14 protein-coding genes and 1 pseudogene are annotated in these 16,876 nt (G+C 30.5%); 2 read left to right on the top strand and 13 right to left on the bottom strand.

The features are described from left to right. Nucleotides 1-36: 36 nt before the first annotated feature. The 13 genes from ACTG3S_RS03360 to ACTG3S_RS03300 all read right to left on the bottom strand — a co-directional run bounded on the left by ACTG3S_RS03360 (nt 37) and on the right by ACTG3S_RS03300 (nt 14,796). On the bottom strand, nt 37-738 hold the full coding sequence (locus ACTG3S_RS03360; RefSeq protein WP_439127961.1) for a DUF3667 domain-containing protein: 702 nt from the start codon (nt 736-738) through the stop codon (nt 37-39). 90 nt (nt 739-828) lie between these two features. Then, the gene (locus tag ACTG3S_RS03355; RefSeq protein ID WP_439127960.1) at nt 829-1,782 is read right to left on the bottom strand and encodes an acetyl-CoA carboxylase carboxyltransferase subunit alpha; all 954 of its coding nucleotides are present in this window, start codon (nt 1,780-1,782) and stop codon (nt 829-831) included. Nucleotides 1,783-1,855: 73 nt separating this feature from the next. Continuing rightward, nucleotides 1,856-2,770, bottom strand: a complete 915-nt coding sequence (locus ACTG3S_RS03350) for a DMT family transporter (RefSeq protein WP_439127959.1) — start codon at nt 2,768-2,770, stop codon at nt 1,856-1,858. Continuing rightward, the gene (locus ACTG3S_RS03345; RefSeq protein ID WP_439127958.1) at nt 2,757-3,848 is read right to left on the bottom strand and encodes an LptF/LptG family permease; all 1,092 of its coding nucleotides are present in this window, start codon (nt 3,846-3,848) and stop codon (nt 2,757-2,759) included. The genes ACTG3S_RS03350 and ACTG3S_RS03345 overlap by 14 nt, the downstream gene beginning before the upstream one ends. Before the next feature lie 69 nt (nt 3,849-3,917). Further along, nucleotides 3,918-5,048 carry a tRNA guanosine(34) transglycosylase Tgt gene (tgt, locus tag ACTG3S_RS03340; protein WP_439127957.1) on the bottom strand — a complete coding sequence of 377 codons (1,131 nt, stop codon included), beginning with the start codon at nt 5,046-5,048 and terminating at the stop codon, nt 3,918-3,920. Between the two features lie 250 nt (nt 5,049-5,298). Next, a complete protein-coding gene (gene rluF, locus ACTG3S_RS03335; protein ID WP_439127956.1) occupies nt 5,299-6,189 on the bottom strand; it encodes a 23S rRNA pseudouridine(2604) synthase RluF in 891 nt (296 codons plus the stop codon). Nucleotides 6,190-6,222: 33 nt separating this feature from the next. Further along, complete coding sequence (locus ACTG3S_RS03330; RefSeq protein ID WP_439127955.1) at nt 6,223-6,825, bottom strand: alpha-ketoglutarate-dependent dioxygenase AlkB family protein; 603 nt, start codon at nt 6,823-6,825, stop codon at nt 6,223-6,225. A 34-nt stretch (nt 6,826-6,859) separates the two neighbouring features. Beyond that, entirely contained in the window at nt 6,860-8,074 is a 1,215-nt protein-coding gene (locus tag ACTG3S_RS03325; protein ID WP_439127954.1) for a M24 family metallopeptidase, read from the bottom strand. 12 nt (nt 8,075-8,086) lie between these two features. Beyond that, nucleotides 8,087-9,334, bottom strand: a complete 1,248-nt coding sequence (locus tag ACTG3S_RS03320; RefSeq protein ID WP_439127953.1) for an NAD(P)/FAD-dependent oxidoreductase — start codon at nt 9,332-9,334, stop codon at nt 8,087-8,089. A 23-nt stretch (nt 9,335-9,357) separates the two neighbouring features. Continuing rightward, nucleotides 9,358-10,368 carry a 4-hydroxyproline epimerase gene (locus tag ACTG3S_RS03315; protein WP_439127952.1) on the bottom strand — a complete coding sequence of 337 codons (1,011 nt, stop codon included), beginning with the start codon at nt 10,366-10,368 and terminating at the stop codon, nt 9,358-9,360. Next, nucleotides 10,361-12,085 carry a DUF885 domain-containing protein gene (locus ACTG3S_RS03310; protein ID WP_439127951.1) on the bottom strand — a complete coding sequence of 575 codons (1,725 nt, stop codon included), beginning with the start codon at nt 12,083-12,085 and terminating at the stop codon, nt 10,361-10,363. Before ACTG3S_RS03310 ends, ACTG3S_RS03315 begins: the two co-directional genes overlap by 8 nt. Before the next feature lie 3 nt (nt 12,086-12,088). Then, nucleotides 12,089-13,672 carry an aldehyde dehydrogenase (NADP(+)) gene (locus tag ACTG3S_RS03305; RefSeq protein ID WP_439127950.1) on the bottom strand — a complete coding sequence of 528 codons (1,584 nt, stop codon included), beginning with the start codon at nt 13,670-13,672 and terminating at the stop codon, nt 12,089-12,091. A gap of 191 nt (nt 13,673-13,863) precedes the next feature. Next, the gene (locus ACTG3S_RS03300) at nt 13,864-14,796 is read right to left on the bottom strand and encodes a dihydrodipicolinate synthase family protein (protein ID WP_439127949.1); all 933 of its coding nucleotides are present in this window, start codon (nt 14,794-14,796) and stop codon (nt 13,864-13,866) included. A gap of 174 nt (nt 14,797-14,970) precedes the next feature. On the opposite strand from ACTG3S_RS03300, the gene ACTG3S_RS03295 reads away from it, so the two are divergent. Together ACTG3S_RS03295 and ACTG3S_RS03290 are read left to right on the top strand one after the other, a co-directional pair. Next, nucleotides 14,971-15,813, top strand: a complete 843-nt coding sequence (locus ACTG3S_RS03295) for an AraC family transcriptional regulator (protein ID WP_439127948.1) — start codon at nt 14,971-14,973, stop codon at nt 15,811-15,813. Nucleotides 15,814-16,494: 681 nt separating this feature from the next. Beyond that, a pseudogene (locus ACTG3S_RS03290) lies at nt 16,495-16,876 on the top strand (hypothetical protein); the annotation flags it as partial.

Genomic DNA, 16,876 nt, shown 5'->3' with positions numbered 1-16,876 from the left:
AAAATGCGAAATCTAAAATTTTAGATTTCGCATTTTTTATTGAAAAAAATTTACTATTAAAAACGGGACTCCTAAAAATAATAAAAAACTTAAAAAAACAACTAAAAAAGAAATTGCTCCTGTACCAAAAGCATCTTTCGGGTTTTTAAAAACTTTATATATTAAAACAGCCATATAAATATAAACTAAAAAGTTAAAAATAAGCAACTCTTTACTGTAAATACATCTAGTAATAATTGCTACGATAGTAGCATGACCTACTATAAAAGAATTAATTGCTAAATGTTCAAAAAAGTTAAATTTTCTAAAAAACAACCTTGTGAAAATAGATATATAAATGATAAACGTTAGCCATAAGAATTTCATTTTACCTCTAATAAAATAGCCAAGTTTTACTCCCATTTCTTGTGCACCAAAAACATCCTCTTTAGCTAATTTAAGCCCTTGAGCTTTTGGTAATATAGAATCTAAAAAAAGATAAATACTAATAGTAATAATTGCGTAACTAATTGGGTTTAGTACTTGACGTCTTTTACCTTTTATATATTGTAAAGTTGTTTTTTGAGGATAAAATGTTAAATTTTTCAAATTGAATAAAAGTCCTTTGTCCATTTCAGTTAATCCAGAAAAAACAGTTTGCACAAAAGATTTAAGTGTTATTCTATCGACATGTTTTTTTTCGCCACATGTTGGGCAAAAATCCCCTTCGAATTTGGTGTTGCAATTTATACAAGGCATAGTTATATTATTGTTACAATTTAAATAAAAAAAGCGAAATCCCTTTTTTGAATTTCGCTTTTTTTATTTCTTTCTATTTTTTTAGAAAATTTACTCTTTGTAAACTCCCATATTTGCATATTTATCCATTCTTTGAGCTACCAAATCTTTTTCAGATAAATCTTTTAAATCTTCAAAAGCAGCAATAATTTGATTTTCTATAGCCTTAAATGCTCCCTCTCTATCTGAATGAGCTCCACCTACTGGTTCTTTAATTATACCATCAATTAACTTTAACTTTTTCATATCAGTTCCCGTTAATTTTAAGGCTTCTGCAGCTTGCTCTTTATACTCCCAACTTCTCCATAAAATAGAAGAACAAGATTCTGGTGAAATTACGGTATACCAAGTATTTTCCATCATGTATACTTTATCTCCTACTCCAATTCCTAACGCACCTCCAGAAGCACCTTCACCAATAACTATAGTTATAATAGGTGTTTTTAAACGTGTCATTTCTAAGATGTTTCTAGCAATAGCTTCTCCTTGTCCACGTTCTTCTGCTTCTAAACCTGGGTAAGCACCTGGTGTATCTAATAAAGTTACTACAGGAATTCCAAACTTTTCTGCCATTTTCATTAAACGTAAGGCTTTTCTATATCCTTCAGGATTTGCCATACCAAAATTTCTAAATTGGCGCGTTTTAGTATTAAACCCTTTTTGTTGTCCAATAAACATATAAGATTGATCGCCAATTTTACCTAAACCACCAATCATTGCTTTATCATCTTTTACACTTCTGTCTCCATGAAGTTCCATAAAAGTGTCTCCACAAATGGCTTTTATATAGTCTAATGTATAAGGTCTGTTTGGGTGTCTAGACAATTGTACTCGTTGCCAAGGTGTCAAGTTTTTATAAATATCTTTTCTAGCTTTTTCTAGTTTTTTTTCGATTTTCTTACAAGTTGCTGTAACATCAACTTCACTTTCTTCGCCAATAATTTGACATTTCTGCAACTGATCTTGCAGTTCTTTTATTGGCATTTCAAAATCTAAATATTCCATTTGTAGTTATTTGATTTTAGTAGTTTGTAAACACAAACATACTATAAAATTTACTTTTTAGAGTAAAATTATCTTACTTTTTTCTGTTTCGCTTTTGTGCAAATTTTTGTTTTAACGTTGCTCTATTCTTTAGAATTCCATTTAATAAAACCACCAACAAAACTATAATTGCACCTAAATAAAACTTACCGCTCATTTGTTCTTTTTCCCCAAATATCAACAAAGCCAAAACAATCGCATAAATGGGTTCTAAATTGATGGTAAGCATTACTGTATATGGAGATAAAAACTTCATGACTTTTACAGAAGCTATAAAAGCATAGGCTGTACAAATAGAACTTAATATAAAAAGATAAAGCCAATCTAAATTAGAAAGTTTAAAAAACGCCCAATTAAAACTGTCTGTAAATAATAGGTAAATGGCCACAAATAAAGTACCAAAAAAAAGTTGGTATAAAGATATTTTATCTGCTTGATAAGTTTTAATAAAAAGACCATTTAAAACTGCAAATAGTGCTCCTAAAAAGGATGCAATAAGAGCGTAAATAATACCTAATTTATATTCACTTTCAAAATTGAAAATAATGTAAAGCCCAATGATTACTAAAAGTCCTAAAACTATTTCTATGCTTTTTATTTTTCTTTTAAAAAAAACAGGTTCTATAAGTGATGTAAAAAAAGCACCTGTACTCATAGTCACCAAAGCAACGGAAACATTAGAAACTTTTATGGCTTTGAAAAAAAAGATCCAATGAAGCGCTATAATGATACCTGTTATTAAAAACCTTATAAGTCCTTTTGCATCTAAAGAAAAGTTCTTTTTTTTAATTAAAAAGTATAGTATGATAAACAAAACAGCTAATGCCATTCTAAAAAACACCAAAGGAATAGCGTCAATAGAGATTAAAGCACCTAAAATAGCTGTAAAACCCCAAATAAATACAATAAGATGTAATAATAAATAGTTATTTAGCTTATTTTCTTGCATTTATGTACAGGTAGATTGATAAAATACCAAACATAATATTAGGTATCCAAACATATAATAGGGAGTTTACACCGGCTACTGAGCCTAAAACTTCACCAATTTTCATAAAAAATACATATAAAAACATAATACCAACACCTATGGCTAAGTTTACACCTGTACCACCTCTTCTTTTTCTAAAAGCCAATGCCACTGCAATAATAGTAAGTATGTAAGAGGCTATTGGTAAACTCGTTCTTTTGTATAATTCTACTAAATAAGCATTTAAGTTTTTAACACCTCTTTTTTTAGATAAATCTATAAAATCTATCAATTCGCCAGAAGGCATTTCTTGTGCAAAGGCAGATTTATAAATTAAATCTCTGGGTGTAAAATTAAATATAGTATCTAATTTATTTCCTTTAAAAATACTGTCTTTGGTTTTATATATTTTTCTTAGTCTCCAATTTAACAAGGCAAAAGTTGAGTCTTTTGGGTTGAACTTGATATTATCTGCAAAAAGCTTTGTTTTTAATTGTAATCCATCATAAGTTTCTGAAGCAAAATCATAACCTGCATTGGTGTCTGTATTAAAATTTTTTATGAACACATACGTACTATCTGTTAATTGTAAACTAAAGTTGTATACATATTTTAATTCGTTTTTTTGTTTGGCATTGCTAATATATTTTTTCTCAAAACTTTTTCTAACTTTACTACTATTTGGCACCACATAATGGTTCATACCTAAAGAAATAATGGTTACTAAAGTGGCTCCTAAAAAATAAGGGTATAACAATCTGGTAAAAGAAACTTTTGCATTGGTTATAGCAATAATTTCTGTGTTATTAGAAAGTTTTGAGGTAAATAAAATAACTGCAATAAATAATGCCAAAGGCATAAATGTATTAGCGTAATAGATTGTAAAGTTTAAGTAATAGTCGTTTAAAATTTCTCCTATTCCTAAATTGGGGTGTTCTAAAAAGTTATCTACTTTTTCAGATACATCAATGGCTATTGCAATAGGAATTAAGATTAATAAGGTAAACACAAAAGTTACCAAATATCTTTTTAATATGTACCAATCTATTATTTTCAAATTTTATATGTGGTTTCTGGTTTCTGGTTTCTGGTTCTAAACTAGAAACCATTAACCAAAAACTATTAACTAAAGTCTTTTATCCATTTGTTTTACCATTTTATCTTTCCATTCTCTAAAATCTCCTGCAATAATATGTTTTCTGGCTTCTCTTGTTAACCAAACATAAAAACCTAAGTTGTGTATAGATGCAATTTGTTTACCCAGCATTTCTTTCGCTGCAAATAAATGACGTAAATAGGCTTTTGAATATAGTAAATCTACATGCGTAATTCCCATTTCATCTATGGGAGAAAAATCATCTTCCCACTTTTTATTTTTAATATTGATGGTTCCGTGGGCAGTGAATAACATTCCATTTCTGGCATTTCTGGTTGGCATTACACAATCGAACATATCTATACCTAAGGCAATATTTTCTAAAATGTTTATGGGTGTTCCAACTCCCATTAAATACCTAGGTTTGTCTTCAGGTAAAATTTCTGTAACCACTTCTGTCATTGCATACATTTCTTCAGCAGGTTCCCCCACAGAAAGACCTCCAATGGCATTTGCCTGTTGATTCGATTTTGCAATGTATTCTGCAGATTGTTTTCTTAAATCTTTGTACGTACTTCCTTGTACTATTGGAAAAAAAGTTTGCTCATATCCATATTTATAAGGTAGCTTTTCTAGATGATTAATGCATCTATCTAACCATCTATGTGTCATATGCATAGAGCGTTTTGCATAATTATATTCACAGGGATAAGGTGTACACTCATCAAAAGCCATAATTATGTCTGCACCAATTGTACGTTGCGTTTCCATAACGTTTTCTGGCGTAAAAAAGTGCATAGAACCATCTATATGGCTTTTAAACTTTACACCTTCTTCGTTAATTTTTCTTCTTCCAGAAAGTGAATATACTTGGTAACCACCAGAGTCTGTTAGAATATTTCTATCCCAATTCATAAATTGATGTAAACCTCCTGCTTTTTCTAAAATATCTAAACCTGGTCTTAAATATAAATGATAAGTGTTCCCCAAAATAATATCTGGGTTTACTTGTTCTTTTAATTCTGTTTGATGTACGCCTTTTACAGTACCAACGGTACCTACAGGCATAAAAATAGGGGTTTCTATTGCTCCATGATCTGTAGTAATTACGCCTGCTCTAGCTTTACTTTTTGGATCTGTTATTTTTAAATCGAATTTCATTGGCGACAAAGATACTATTATTTAAGAATTGATGTTGAAAATGAGTTGTTATATAAAACTAAAAATTATTGGTTTGAAATTGTTGGCAAAAAGATGCGTTAAGGATTGACGTGGAAATCCTTTTTTTCTGAATTAACTTTAAATACAGTCTTTTTAAAATGAATTTATCTATTCAAAAAATGAAATATAAACAGGTTTAATAAAAAAAAGATTGTAGCAAAAGCCTGACCTGAAAGGAACGCCCGAAAAATTATCTACGTTTTTTTTTAGATGAAAAACTATTATTTTTTCTTTTATTTTTTGGTGATGATTTTCTGAAGGTAGCACTTTTTTTATTAAATGGATTTTTAGCGGCTACTGGCTTTTTTTTAGAAATTTTCTTCTTGGGTTTTTCTTGAATTTTAGAAGCCTCTTCCGTTTTAGAAGATGTAGAAATCATGTTGTTGATTTCTTTCATTTCATCTTCGGTTAATTCACGCCAATCGCCAGTTTGTAAATACCCTAATGTCACATTCATAATGCGGGTTCTTTTTAACTTGGTAACTTCGTAATCTAAATATTCGCACATTCTACGAATTTGCCTGTTTAAACCCTGCGTTAAAATAATTTTAAATATTTTATCTGCTACTTTTTCGACTTTACATTTTTGGGTGATGGTTCCTAAAATGGGAATTCCATTACTCATTTTATCAATAAAATTTGGTGTAATGGATTTATTTACAGAAACAAAATATTCTTTTTCGTGGTTATTGCCTGCCCGTAAAATTTTATTTACAATATCGCCATCATTGGTTAAAAAAATAAGTCCTTCTGATGGTTTATCTAAACGCCCAATTGGGAATAAACGCTCTGGATGATTGATGTGTTTTACAATATTATTGGGCTCTCTACCATCTGTGGTAGATACGATACCTACAGGTTTATTAAGTGCAATGTATAACGTTTTGTTTTTGGGTGTTACCAATCTGCCATCTAATTTTACAACGTCTTTTTTACCAACTCTATTTCCTAATTGTGTGGGTTTTCCGTTAATGGTAACTCTACCTTCATTAATAAATCTTTCAGCTTCTCTTCTAGAACAAATTCCTGAAGAGCTGATGTATTTATTTAAATTTATGGTTTGTTGATTGTTAGAACTCAAGTATAAAGTTTTATTGCAAAAGTAATTATAAGATTACAATTCTATAGTTCTAAACGTTAAATTTACTCTAGGCGTTTGCACTTTTTTTGTGGGTGGTAGTCGATGTAACCAGTTGGTTTGGGTGCCTTGTTTCATAACTAACAAACTACCATTTTCTAAAATTACGTCTACGCGTTGTTTATTTTCTTTGTGTTTAAAAGAAAATTTACGTGTGGCACCTAAAGAAAGTGATGTAATTGCACCGTTTTTTTTTAACATTTTTTCTCCGTCTGAATGATAAGCCATTCCTTCTTCACCTGAATGATATAGATTTAATAAACATGAATTGTAAGTTTCTTTACTTTCTTTTTCAACTATTTTTTTGAGTTCTAGTAGCTCTTTTGTGAAAATATTTGCTGTTTTTGTAATACCTGAATATTTATATGAAAAAGCTGACTCTCCATACCATGCCACTTTTCTTTTGGTAATAATTTTCTTACCAAAAATAATGGCTTCATCATTTTTCCAATCGATGGTTTTTAATAGTTTTTGATAATAAAATTCGCATTGCTTTTTATTTAAAACAATACCATGATAATTGGTTACCCCATCAAAAGGAAGAATGTTTTTTATAGTTTCTGAAGAGAATAAATCCATTGTATAAAAATACAATTATTCTTTGAGACAACGATTAATAACCAAATGGATTTTTTATAGAATGCGCAGGTTCTGTATACCATTTTGCTCCTGTTTCTGTAATGTAAATATGATCTTCTAAACGCACACCAAATTCATTAGGTACACAAATCATTGGTTCATTACTAAAAGTCATACCAACTTCTATTTTTGATGTATTTCCTTTTAATAGATAAGGGTATTCGTGAATATCTAAACCAATTCCATGACCCGTTCTATGTGGTAAACCTGGTAATTTGTAATCGGGTCCTAAATCGTGTTTCTCTAAAACAATTCTAGATGCATCATCAATTTCTCCACAAGAATTGCCTAAAATAGCTGCATCAAAAGCTGCTTGTTGGGTTTCTTTTTCGATATTCCAAATTTTACGTTGTAAATCGTTTGGTTCTCCAAAAATATAAGTTCTTGTGATGTCTGAAATATAATCATGCAATTGGCAACCTGTGTCTACCAAAACTATATCATTCAACTCTAATTTTTTCGGATTTTTTACTCCATGAGGAAAAGAGGAATCTTTACCAAAAAGAACAATACAAAAATAAGATCCAGATGCAACTCCATATTTTTTATGTGCTTCGTGAATAAAGTTTTCTACTTCTTTTGTAGTGATCCCTATTTTTAAAATTTTAGCAGCTGCTTTTTGAACTTCTAATGTGATGTCCATTACATGTTTAATAATGGCTATTTCTGCAGAAGATTTAACCATTCTACAGGCAGCAATTATTTCTGTAGCTTTTTCAAATAAAAAAGAGTGTTTTTCTTTTAATAAACTATCTATAATAGAAAAAGGCGTTGTTTCATCAAACTGAATCTCACCTTCAGTAATATTATTTTCTTTTAAAATTTGCAAAAATAATTTATGTGGACTTTCATGCTCTTCCCAACCATGAATTTTACCTTCTATTTCGAGAAAATCTTTTATGGTGCCAATTTCAAAATTTGGGGCAATGTAGTGGACTTCTTCATTTGGTAGAATTATTACTCCTACCATTCTCTCGCTTGCGTGCCAATGTGTTCCTGTAAAATATAATAAATTTGTACCTGCATTCAGGTACATGGCTTGTACATTATTTTCTACCATCAACTTACAAACCTTTTGAATTCGATTTTTATATTCTTCTTTTTGAATGGGTTCTGGACAGTTTTCTAAAGGTGTTATTTTTTCTAATTCAATTTCTGGAGTAGAACCTCCAATTCCAAAATTTTGCATACTTTTTTTATTTTAAAATTTTCTATCTGGATGAAATGAAGAAATTTCAACAGAAGTTTTTTGTTCTGAAATAATTTCTGAAACTAATTTACCAGTTGCAGGTCCTAAACTCCAACCCATCATAGCATGACCAGTTGCTATTGTAAGGTTTTTACATTTTTCAGATTTACCGATATAAGGTAATCCGTCTGGAGAACAAGGTCGTAAACCACAAGTTGCGTTTTCTTGTTCTTCGGATGTGATTTCTAAATTTTTGTAGTATCTTTTACCTGCTTTTGCAATTGCTTCTACTCTTTTAGGGTTTATTTTATGATTGATACCTGCAATTTCCATAGTACCAGCAAAACGTGTAAAACCTTGCATTGGTGTTACAGCAACTTTTTCTTCGCACAAGATTGATGGTATTGAAATTTTTGTATCACTTTTTACATTTAAACAATACCCTTTTCCTGCTTGAATAGGTATTTTTAAACCTATTTTTTTTGTGATTAAAGGACTCCAACTTCCGGCTGCTAAAACTACTTCATCTACTTTAATTTCTCTTTTGTTCGTTATAATTTTTGTTATTTTTTTTGATTTTAATTCTAGATCAAGTACCTCTTCATTTTTATAAAAAATAACATCTTTTTTTTCTAAATATGAAATCATCTCTTCCATAAATAGGTTTGGTGTCATATGTGCATCTGAATGAAAATAAACAGCACCTTTGATATCTAAATTTGCATTAGGTTCTATTTTTTCAACTTGCTTTTTAGACAAATTTTCAACGTTTAAACCTTGTTGAATCCCCAATTTTCCAATTTTCCATTCTTCCTCTCCTACTTTGTCTGATTTATAAAGCATCAACAAGCCTTTTTTCTCATAATGAAAATCGAAATCTTTTGTCGTTTTTAAATCGTCATACAAATCTCTACCCAACAAATTAATATCTAAAATTGGTTTTATAGCTTTGGTTACTTTTGCTTTTGTTGCCGATTTTTTAAAAGCTAAACTCCACTTTAAAAAGTCTAAATCTAACCTTGGTTTTACATAAAAAGGACTTGTAGCATCAAACATCCATTTGATTCCTTTTGTAATAATACCTGGTGTTGCCAAAGGTATAAAATGACTTGGAGTTATATATCCTGCATTTACATAAGACGCTCCAGAAGACATGTTTGACTTATCAATAATTGTAACTTTGTAGCCTTCTTTTTGAAGATAATAGGCAGTACATACGCCTATAATTCCACCTCCAATAATTGCTATACTTTTACTCATTTTTATCTAAAAAATAATTAAAACTAAATCACCTGAAAACCATATGCATAAGGATCGTCTTCGGTATCAATAATAATATTATTATATCCATAAATTTTTGCCCAACCTTGAACGCTTGGTATAATTGCTGGTTTTCCATTTATAGTTGTTTCGCTTTCTATTTTACCAGTAAATTTAGAACCAATAAAACTTTCATGTATAAAACTATCGCCAACTTTTAACTTTCCTTTAGCATGTAATTGTGCCAATCTTGCAGAAGTTCCTGTTCCACAAGGACTTCTATCAATTGCCTTGTCTCCATAAAAAACAGCGTTTCTACCAGAAGAATTTAGATCTATTGGATTGCCTGTCCAAAGCATATGAGATACATCTCTAATTGTTTTATTTTCTGGATGTACAAATATATTTGGATATTTCTCATTGATTTTGTGTCTTACAATTTGAGAATATTGCACAATTTTTCCCGCTGTAAAGTGATGAATTCCTCCAAAATTTTTCTGCGGATCTACAATTGCATAAAAATTACCACCATAAGCTACATCAAAAATAAGTTCGCCTAATTCTGGGCAATCAATTGTTAAGTTTTCTGCTGCTAAATAACTTTTTACATTTACTAATTTTACCCAATCTACTTTTTTTCCTGTTTGTTGGTATTCAATTTCTACTAAACCTGCTGGTGCTTCCATTTTAATTTTCCCTGGGATTTTGGGGGTTACCAACCCCTCTTCTATAGCAACTGTAATGGTACCAATTGTACCATGACCACACATTGGCAAACAACCTGAGGTTTCTATAAATAAAATGGCAAAATCGTTATCTGGGTTGTGAGGAGAAAATAAAATAGCACCACTCATCATATCATGACCTCTTGGTTCAAACATTAATCCTTTCCTTATCCAATCGAACTCTTTTAAAAAATGTTGACGCTTTTCACTTATATTATTACCAACTAAGTTTGGGCCTCCAACAGCAATAACCCTAACAGGGTTGCCACATGTATGTGCATCAACACAAAAAAAAGTATTTCTACTCATTTAATTTCTGATTGATATAATTATTTACTCGGTTTTCTAAAATAGCTAAAGTTACAGTTCCTTCGCCTAAAATAACTTCGTGAAAATCTCTAATATTAAATTTATCTTTTAATGTATTTTCTGCTTTTTTACGCAATTCACGAATTTTAATTTCGCCAATTTTATAAGAAATTGCTTGCCCAGGCCAAGTAATATACCTGTCGGTTTCCGTAGTTACTTCGTGAATAGAAAGAGCTGTATTTGCTGCCATATAATTAATTACTTGTAATCTAGTCCAACCTTTCGCATGAATTCCTGTATCTACCACCAATCTGCAAGCACGCCACATTTCGTAGGTATATTTTCCAAATTTTTCGTAAGGTGTTGTATAAATCCCCATTTCGTCTGCCAAAGTTTCTGCATACAAACCCCAGCCTTCTCCATAAGCAGATAAATAAAGATTTCTTCTAAACTTTGGAATTTTATCTTTTGGCATTTCATTGTTTAAAGACATTTGTAAATGATGCCCAGGAACTGCTTCATGAGCTGTTAATGCAGGAATCGTATATAAAGTTCTACTTGGTAAATTATAGGTGTTTACCCAGTAAAAACCAGCGGTAGTTTCATTACGAGAACCAGAGTATCTACCTCCAGTATAATTTGGAGCAATTGCAGCTGGTACCGGGACAACACCATAAGGTTTTCTTGGTAGTTTTTTAAAATATTTTGGCAATTCTGCATCAATTCTTTTAGAAATATCTCTTGCAAACATTAATAGTTCTTTGGCTGTTTTTGGATAAAATTGCTCATCTGATCTTAAAAACTGTAAAAATTCCGAAAAAGAACCTTTAAAACCCAAATCATCAATAATTTTTTGCATTTCTGCTTTTATTCTTGCAACTTCTTGTAAGCCTATTTTATGAATATCGTCTGCAGTATATTTTGTGCTGGTTGTATAGAAGTTTATTCTATTTTGATAAAATTCTTTTCCGTTTTTTATTGAACCAACTCCTAAACCCTTTCTAGTGTTTGGAAAATATTCTTCCTCAAAAAAAGTTTTGATTTTTTTGTATTGATTAATGGCGTTATTTTGAACACTCATGTTTGCAACTTTTAAAACCGAATCTTTAAATTTTTCTGATAAGTTTAAAGGAAATTTTAAAAATGGTTTGTAAAACACACTCTCTTTTACTTCTGAAACAATATGCTTATTATACGTAAAACTGAAGTTACTAAAGGCTTTTCTAGGTTGAGAAACACCTTGTTTTACACCTTCTCTTAATAAGCTTATATTAAAATCGATTCTTTTGGGTAAGCTTTCTAGTTGCTGTAAATATTTTTTTACATCTTCTTTAGTTTTTAGTTTATTGTTTCCCATGTTTCCTAAATTTAAATGAAATGCTACTTCATTTGTCATAGGATTAAGATGCATTTTATATCTATTTCTGTCTATTTTATCTTGTAAAACAAACAATAATAAATCTCTTGAAATGTTTTCGCTTTCAGATAAACCGTCTTCAGGTACTAATTCGAGTTCCTTTATTAAATTCTGGGCTTTTTCTGCTTGTAATTGATGAAATTTATTGTGGTTTTCTAAAGATTCATAAGGATCAAACTCTGGTTGTATTCTATTTTCATGTTTAGAAATTATCTTAGCTAAAGTTTCGCTTGGCGATTCATTTTTGCAGCAAATAAAGCTAAGAATTAAAAAAAATCCAAAAATTTTATAATTTTTCATTCTTTAGATATTATCAGTTGTTTTTTTACCATTTACAGTTCTTAAAACATTTAAAGAATTGTTATTTTGGAGTTCTTTTGGTAATAAATTATTTGGCCAATCTTGAAAACTGAAAGGTCTTACAAAACGTTTTATAGAGTCCACACCAACGGCTGTAAACCTACTATCTGTTGATGCAGGATATGGACCACCATGTAGCATTGCTGGACAAACCTCTACACCTGTTGGAACTCCATTAAAAATAATTCTTCCCACTCTATTTTCCAATTCGTGAACCACATTTACATATTCACTAATTTCATTATCATCAGAAATAATAGTACCTGTTAACTGCCCTTCTAATTTTGATGTTATTTCTTGTAGTTCATCTTCGTTTTCACATTGAACAACTATAGAATAAGGTCCAAAAACTTCTTCATGTAAAGTAGGGTTTTCCAGAAACGTTTTTCCTTTCACAGAAGTTACAACTTGTTTTGCAAAATTAGGCTGTACATTTTTGGAAACTTCAGCCAAAATATCAATTCCTTTTTGAGAAACTACTTTACTTTTATTTTTCTCATAAGTACTTGCAATGTTTGGGTGTATCATACAAGAAGGTTCAATAGCAACGATTTCTTCTGCTAGGGTATTTACAAAATTGGTTAATCCTGCAGATTTTATTCCTAAAATTAAGCCTGGATTTGTACAAAATTGTCCTGTTCCTAAAGTAATAGAACCAGCATATGTTTTTGCAATTTCTGTTGCTCTATTTTCTAGTGCTTTTGGCAAAATAACTACAGGATTTACACTTCCCATTTCTGCAAAAACCGGAATTGGTTCGTCTCTTTTTGCTGCTAAATCGTACAAAGCTCTTCCTCCTTTTAAACTTCCTGTAAAAGCAACTGCTTTTATATTTGGGTTTTGTACTAATTCTTGTCCTACTTCAATACCACTACTATTTAAATTTGAAAAAACACCACTTGGCATTCCTGTTTTTTCTATTGCTTTTATTATTGCTAAAGAAACTAATTCTCCAGTTCCAGCATGCATTGGATGCGATTTTACAATTACAGGACAACCTGCTGCTAAAGCTGCTGCAGTATCTCCACCTGCAGTGGAAAACGCTAGTGGGAAATTAGAAGCTCCAAAAACTGCAACTGAACCTAAAGAAACATTCATTTTACGTAAATCTACTCTTGGCATTGGCTCACGATCTGGTTGAGCAGTATCTATAGTTGCTTCTACCCAATTACCCTCTTCCACATGATTTGCAAATGCTCGTAATTGACTTAGAGTTCTACCTCTTTCTCCTGCTGCTCTTCCTGCTGGCAAACCACTTTCTAAAGAATATACTTTTAATAACTGGTCTCCTAAACCTTCTATTTCTTCTGCAATTTTTCTTAAAAATTCAGCCTTTTTTGCTCCTGAGATTTTAGAATATATTTTAAATGCTTTTGCAGCTAATTCACATGCTTGGTTTACTTCTTCAGAAGTTGCTTCATTAAAAACCCAATTATTTTCAATATTCTTTTGCGGATTAAATGTTGTAAATGTTTTATTTCCTTTTGATGACAAAGAATTGCCAATATAATTTTTTCCTGTAATCATTTTTAATTATTCTTTTGATATTTTTTTTCAATTTTACTCGTTTGTAAGCTAATTTTTTTGATAAAAAACAACTTTACAATAATACCTTGAAAAGAAAAGCTTTTCTCATAACCATCACTAAAATTATTATAATTTTTAATTATAACATCGTTAAAAAACGAAGCTTTCTTATTAAGAAATATTTAAAAAGATCAACTTATTAAGTCTAAAACTTCAAGCCTTTCTTTCGCCAAAATATATCTTGAACGGACATCATCAATTTGCTGTTGAGTTAATTTCTTACCAAAGGTACGCAGCCCTCCGGTAACATCGTTATGATGAATTCCCATAGCAAACTTAAGATATTCCAAAAGTAGTGGCTGAGCATCCAAAAAAGATAGGGAATTTAAAGCCTGAGAAATTTTATTTGCTTCTGCCCAATCTCCTTTTAAAATATACTCTTGCATAGTGACACTTGCTTTTGGAAAGATACAACCTACACCCGTTATTCCACCACATGCACCAGCAAGTCCAGCATATACAGTGACTGTATCTACTCCTGCTAAAATTTTTAAATATTTGTTCTCTAACATTAGGGTTTCAATAATTGAAACATCGATTGTAGATATTTTAAGTGCAGTTACTTCAGGAAGAACAGAAAGTCTAAGAAGAAGATCTGTTGAGAGCGCATGATAACCAGCTGCATCAGGATTGTTATAAGGCATAATTGTTACACCTACATCTTTTGCAGTTGCTTCGGAAAGTGCATAGTACTCATACATTTCTTTTTCTGTAGGAACCTCCATTGTTTTTGGTGGCATTACCATGACGGTATCAACTCCAACTTTTGCAAGCCCTTCAACAATTTTAGCAAGTTCTTCTTTAGTTTCTGCTGCAGCTCCACTAATTAACGGAACATTGTGTTCTTTAGCAACCTCAGAAAGTGATTTCAATAAAGAAAGACGTTGTTTGTTGCTCAGGTAACTATTCTCACCTAAAGTGCCAGATCCGATTAGTCCACTCATTCTACTTCCGCCCCTTCCTTGAATTTTTAAAATACTTGCAGCTTGTTTTTGTGTTACATCAAAGTCAATTTCAAAAGCGCCAGATTTTGACTCTTTAAGCCACGTAAATACTGCTGGCATTACTCCACTCCATTGTATACACATGATATTTCTTGTTTGTTATAATACATTCTTACAAATTTACATTTTGAAATACTTTGGATGTTAACTTACTTTTATCCAAAATAGATACTATATTATCCAAATAATAAATAAAAAAATTATTTAAGGTTATTATTTGCATATATTTACAATATGAAAGTGTTTCCTTTTCAAATTCCAAAACCTAAAAATGATGCATTAGTCTATCAAGAAGATGTTGAGATATCTTTTTACAACAAATTACATCAGCATGAAGAGATTCAGATAAGTTATATATTAAAAGGTGAAGGAACACTAATTGTTGGAGATACTATTAATAATTATAAGACAGGTGATGTTTTAGTTTTGGGAAGTAATTTGCCTCACGTGTTTAGAAGTTTAGTAAACTCCAATCAAAAATCGCACATGATTACGTTATTCTTCAAAGAAAACTCTTTTGGTAATCATTTTTTTGAATTAGAAGAATTGCATGAAACTAAAAACTTCTTTAAAAATGCAAAACATGGCTTTAAAATTACTTCTGAATATAATTTAAATTCTCTTTTTATCAATTTAAAAAAAGTAACCAAATTTGAACGTTTTGTGGGCTTATTACAACTATTAAAGAGACTTTCTAACCTAGAGTACAAAAGTTTATCTTCTTTTATTTATGAGAAAAAATATACAACTGACGAAGGAAATAGAATGCGTGCCATTTTTGAATACACCATAAATAATTATACAAACGATATAAATTTAGAGGCTATTGCTAATATTGCTTTTATGACTAAAAATGCTTTTTGTAAATATTTCAAAAAAAGAACAAACAAAAGTTATTTTAGGTTTTTAAATGAACTAAGAGTAGAAAACGTATGTAAACTAATACTTTCTAATAGCGATTTAAATTTAGCAGAAATGGCCTATAAATCTGGTTTTAAAAATATTTCTAATTTTAACAGACAATTTAAAAGTATAAAAAAAATGAGTCCTTCTATATATAGAAAAAAGTTTTTATAAAAAAACCTCACAATAAAATTGCGAGGTTTTGCGGAGAAAGAGGGTGTTGAACCTCTTTATATTATATATGATAATCAGTTATTTACAAATTTTATTTGAAAAGTGACACCGATTTAGACCCCTATTTTTACCTACTAAAAAACACTAAATTGTATAATATAAAGATAACAAAAATTGAAACTATTTCAAAGTAATTTTTATAGAAACTATACTAATAAATGAACTGGTATTTAAAAATGTTAGTTTGAGTTTTGAAATGAATTGTGTGAAGTTTACCTCTTTAGTGTTTTAGCCTAAAATCAAGTGGGAAACTTGTTCATATTTTATGCCTGTGTACTCACAAAACTCATCAATAGTTAGGAACTCTTTGGTAGTTTTATTGAGCTCTATTTTAATTTTATGCACCAATCTAACGCTTTGACGATAACTTTTACCAGTAATGATCTGAACGTCTTTTGGATAGATGCATACTCTTTGCATCTCTTTTTTCATATACTATCTATACTTTTACTATGGTGTTGTCTTACACCATCAATATACTGATTTTTAGCCAACTTATTCCCACTATTAATGACGCTGTTTGCCATTTGTACCATTGAGTGACATCTAGAACAACCCCTTCTTTTTTTATTGATCAAAACCTCTAATATTTGAGTGTATAATCATTAAAAATTAGAAATTATGGCAAGACAAAAAGGAATTATTAAACTAAAAGGTACTATTGGAGATATTACTTTTTACAAAACAAAAGATGGTCATTTGGCCAGAGAAAAAGGAGGCGTAGACGCTCAAAGAATTGCAAATGATCCTGCGTTTCAAAGAACCCGAGAAAATGGTTCTGAATTTGGAAGAGCAGGAAAAGCTGGTAAAGTGTTGCGAGTTGCATTGCGTTTGCTTCTATTAAATGCATCTGACAATAGAGTGGTAAGTAGATTACATCAATCTATGGTGAAAGTAATACAAGCAGATACTGTAAGTATTCGTGGATTGAGAAATGTTATTGATGGCGAAGCAGAATTATTGACTGGATTTGAATTCAATATTAATGGGAAACTAGGTTCTA

Source organism: Polaribacter sp., from assembly GCF_965656025.1.
Taxonomy (GTDB): Bacteria; Bacteroidota; Bacteroidia; order Flavobacteriales; family Flavobacteriaceae; genus Polaribacter.
The sequence above is the reverse complement of the archived record's forward strand: the minus strand, read 5'-3'. Positions and strand labels throughout refer to the sequence as shown.

Excerpts from the sequence above, each read along its gene's own strand:
- ACTG3S_RS03320 (WP_439127953.1), bottom strand. The coding sequence starts at position 9,334 with ATGAGTAAAAGTATAGCAATTATTGGAGGTGGAATTATAGGCGTATGT.
- ACTG3S_RS03315 (WP_439127952.1), bottom strand. The coding sequence starts at position 10,368 with ATGAGTAGAAATACTTTTTTTTGTGTTGATGCACATACATGTGGCAAC.
- ACTG3S_RS03300 (WP_439127949.1), bottom strand. The coding sequence starts at position 14,796 with ATGCCAGCAGTATTTACGTGGCTTAAAGAGTCAAAATCTGGCGCTTTT.
- ACTG3S_RS03310 (WP_439127951.1), bottom strand. The coding sequence starts at position 12,085 with ATGAAAAATTATAAAATTTTTGGATTTTTTTTAATTCTTAGCTTTATT.
- ACTG3S_RS03325 (WP_439127954.1), bottom strand. The coding sequence starts at position 8,074 with ATGCAAAATTTTGGAATTGGAGGTTCTACTCCAGAAATTGAATTAGAA.
- ACTG3S_RS03330 (WP_439127955.1), bottom strand. The coding sequence starts at position 6,825 with ATGGATTTATTCTCTTCAGAAACTATAAAAAACATTCTTCCTTTTGAT.
- ACTG3S_RS03350 (WP_439127959.1), bottom strand. The coding sequence starts at position 2,770 with ATGCAAGAAAATAAGCTAAATAACTATTTATTATTACATCTTATTGTA.
- ACTG3S_RS03295 (WP_439127948.1), top strand. The coding sequence starts at position 14,971 with ATGAAAGTGTTTCCTTTTCAAATTCCAAAACCTAAAAATGATGCATTA.
- ACTG3S_RS03305 (WP_439127950.1), bottom strand. The coding sequence starts at position 13,672 with ATGATTACAGGAAAAAATTATATTGGCAATTCTTTGTCATCAAAAGGA.
- ACTG3S_RS03360 (WP_439127961.1), bottom strand. The coding sequence starts at position 738 with ATGCCTTGTATAAATTGCAACACCAAATTCGAAGGGGATTTTTGCCCA.
- ACTG3S_RS03355 (WP_439127960.1), bottom strand. The coding sequence starts at position 1,782 with ATGGAATATTTAGATTTTGAAATGCCAATAAAAGAACTGCAAGATCAG.
- tgt (WP_439127957.1), bottom strand. The coding sequence starts at position 5,048 with ATGAAATTCGATTTAAAAATAACAGATCCAAAAAGTAAAGCTAGAGCA.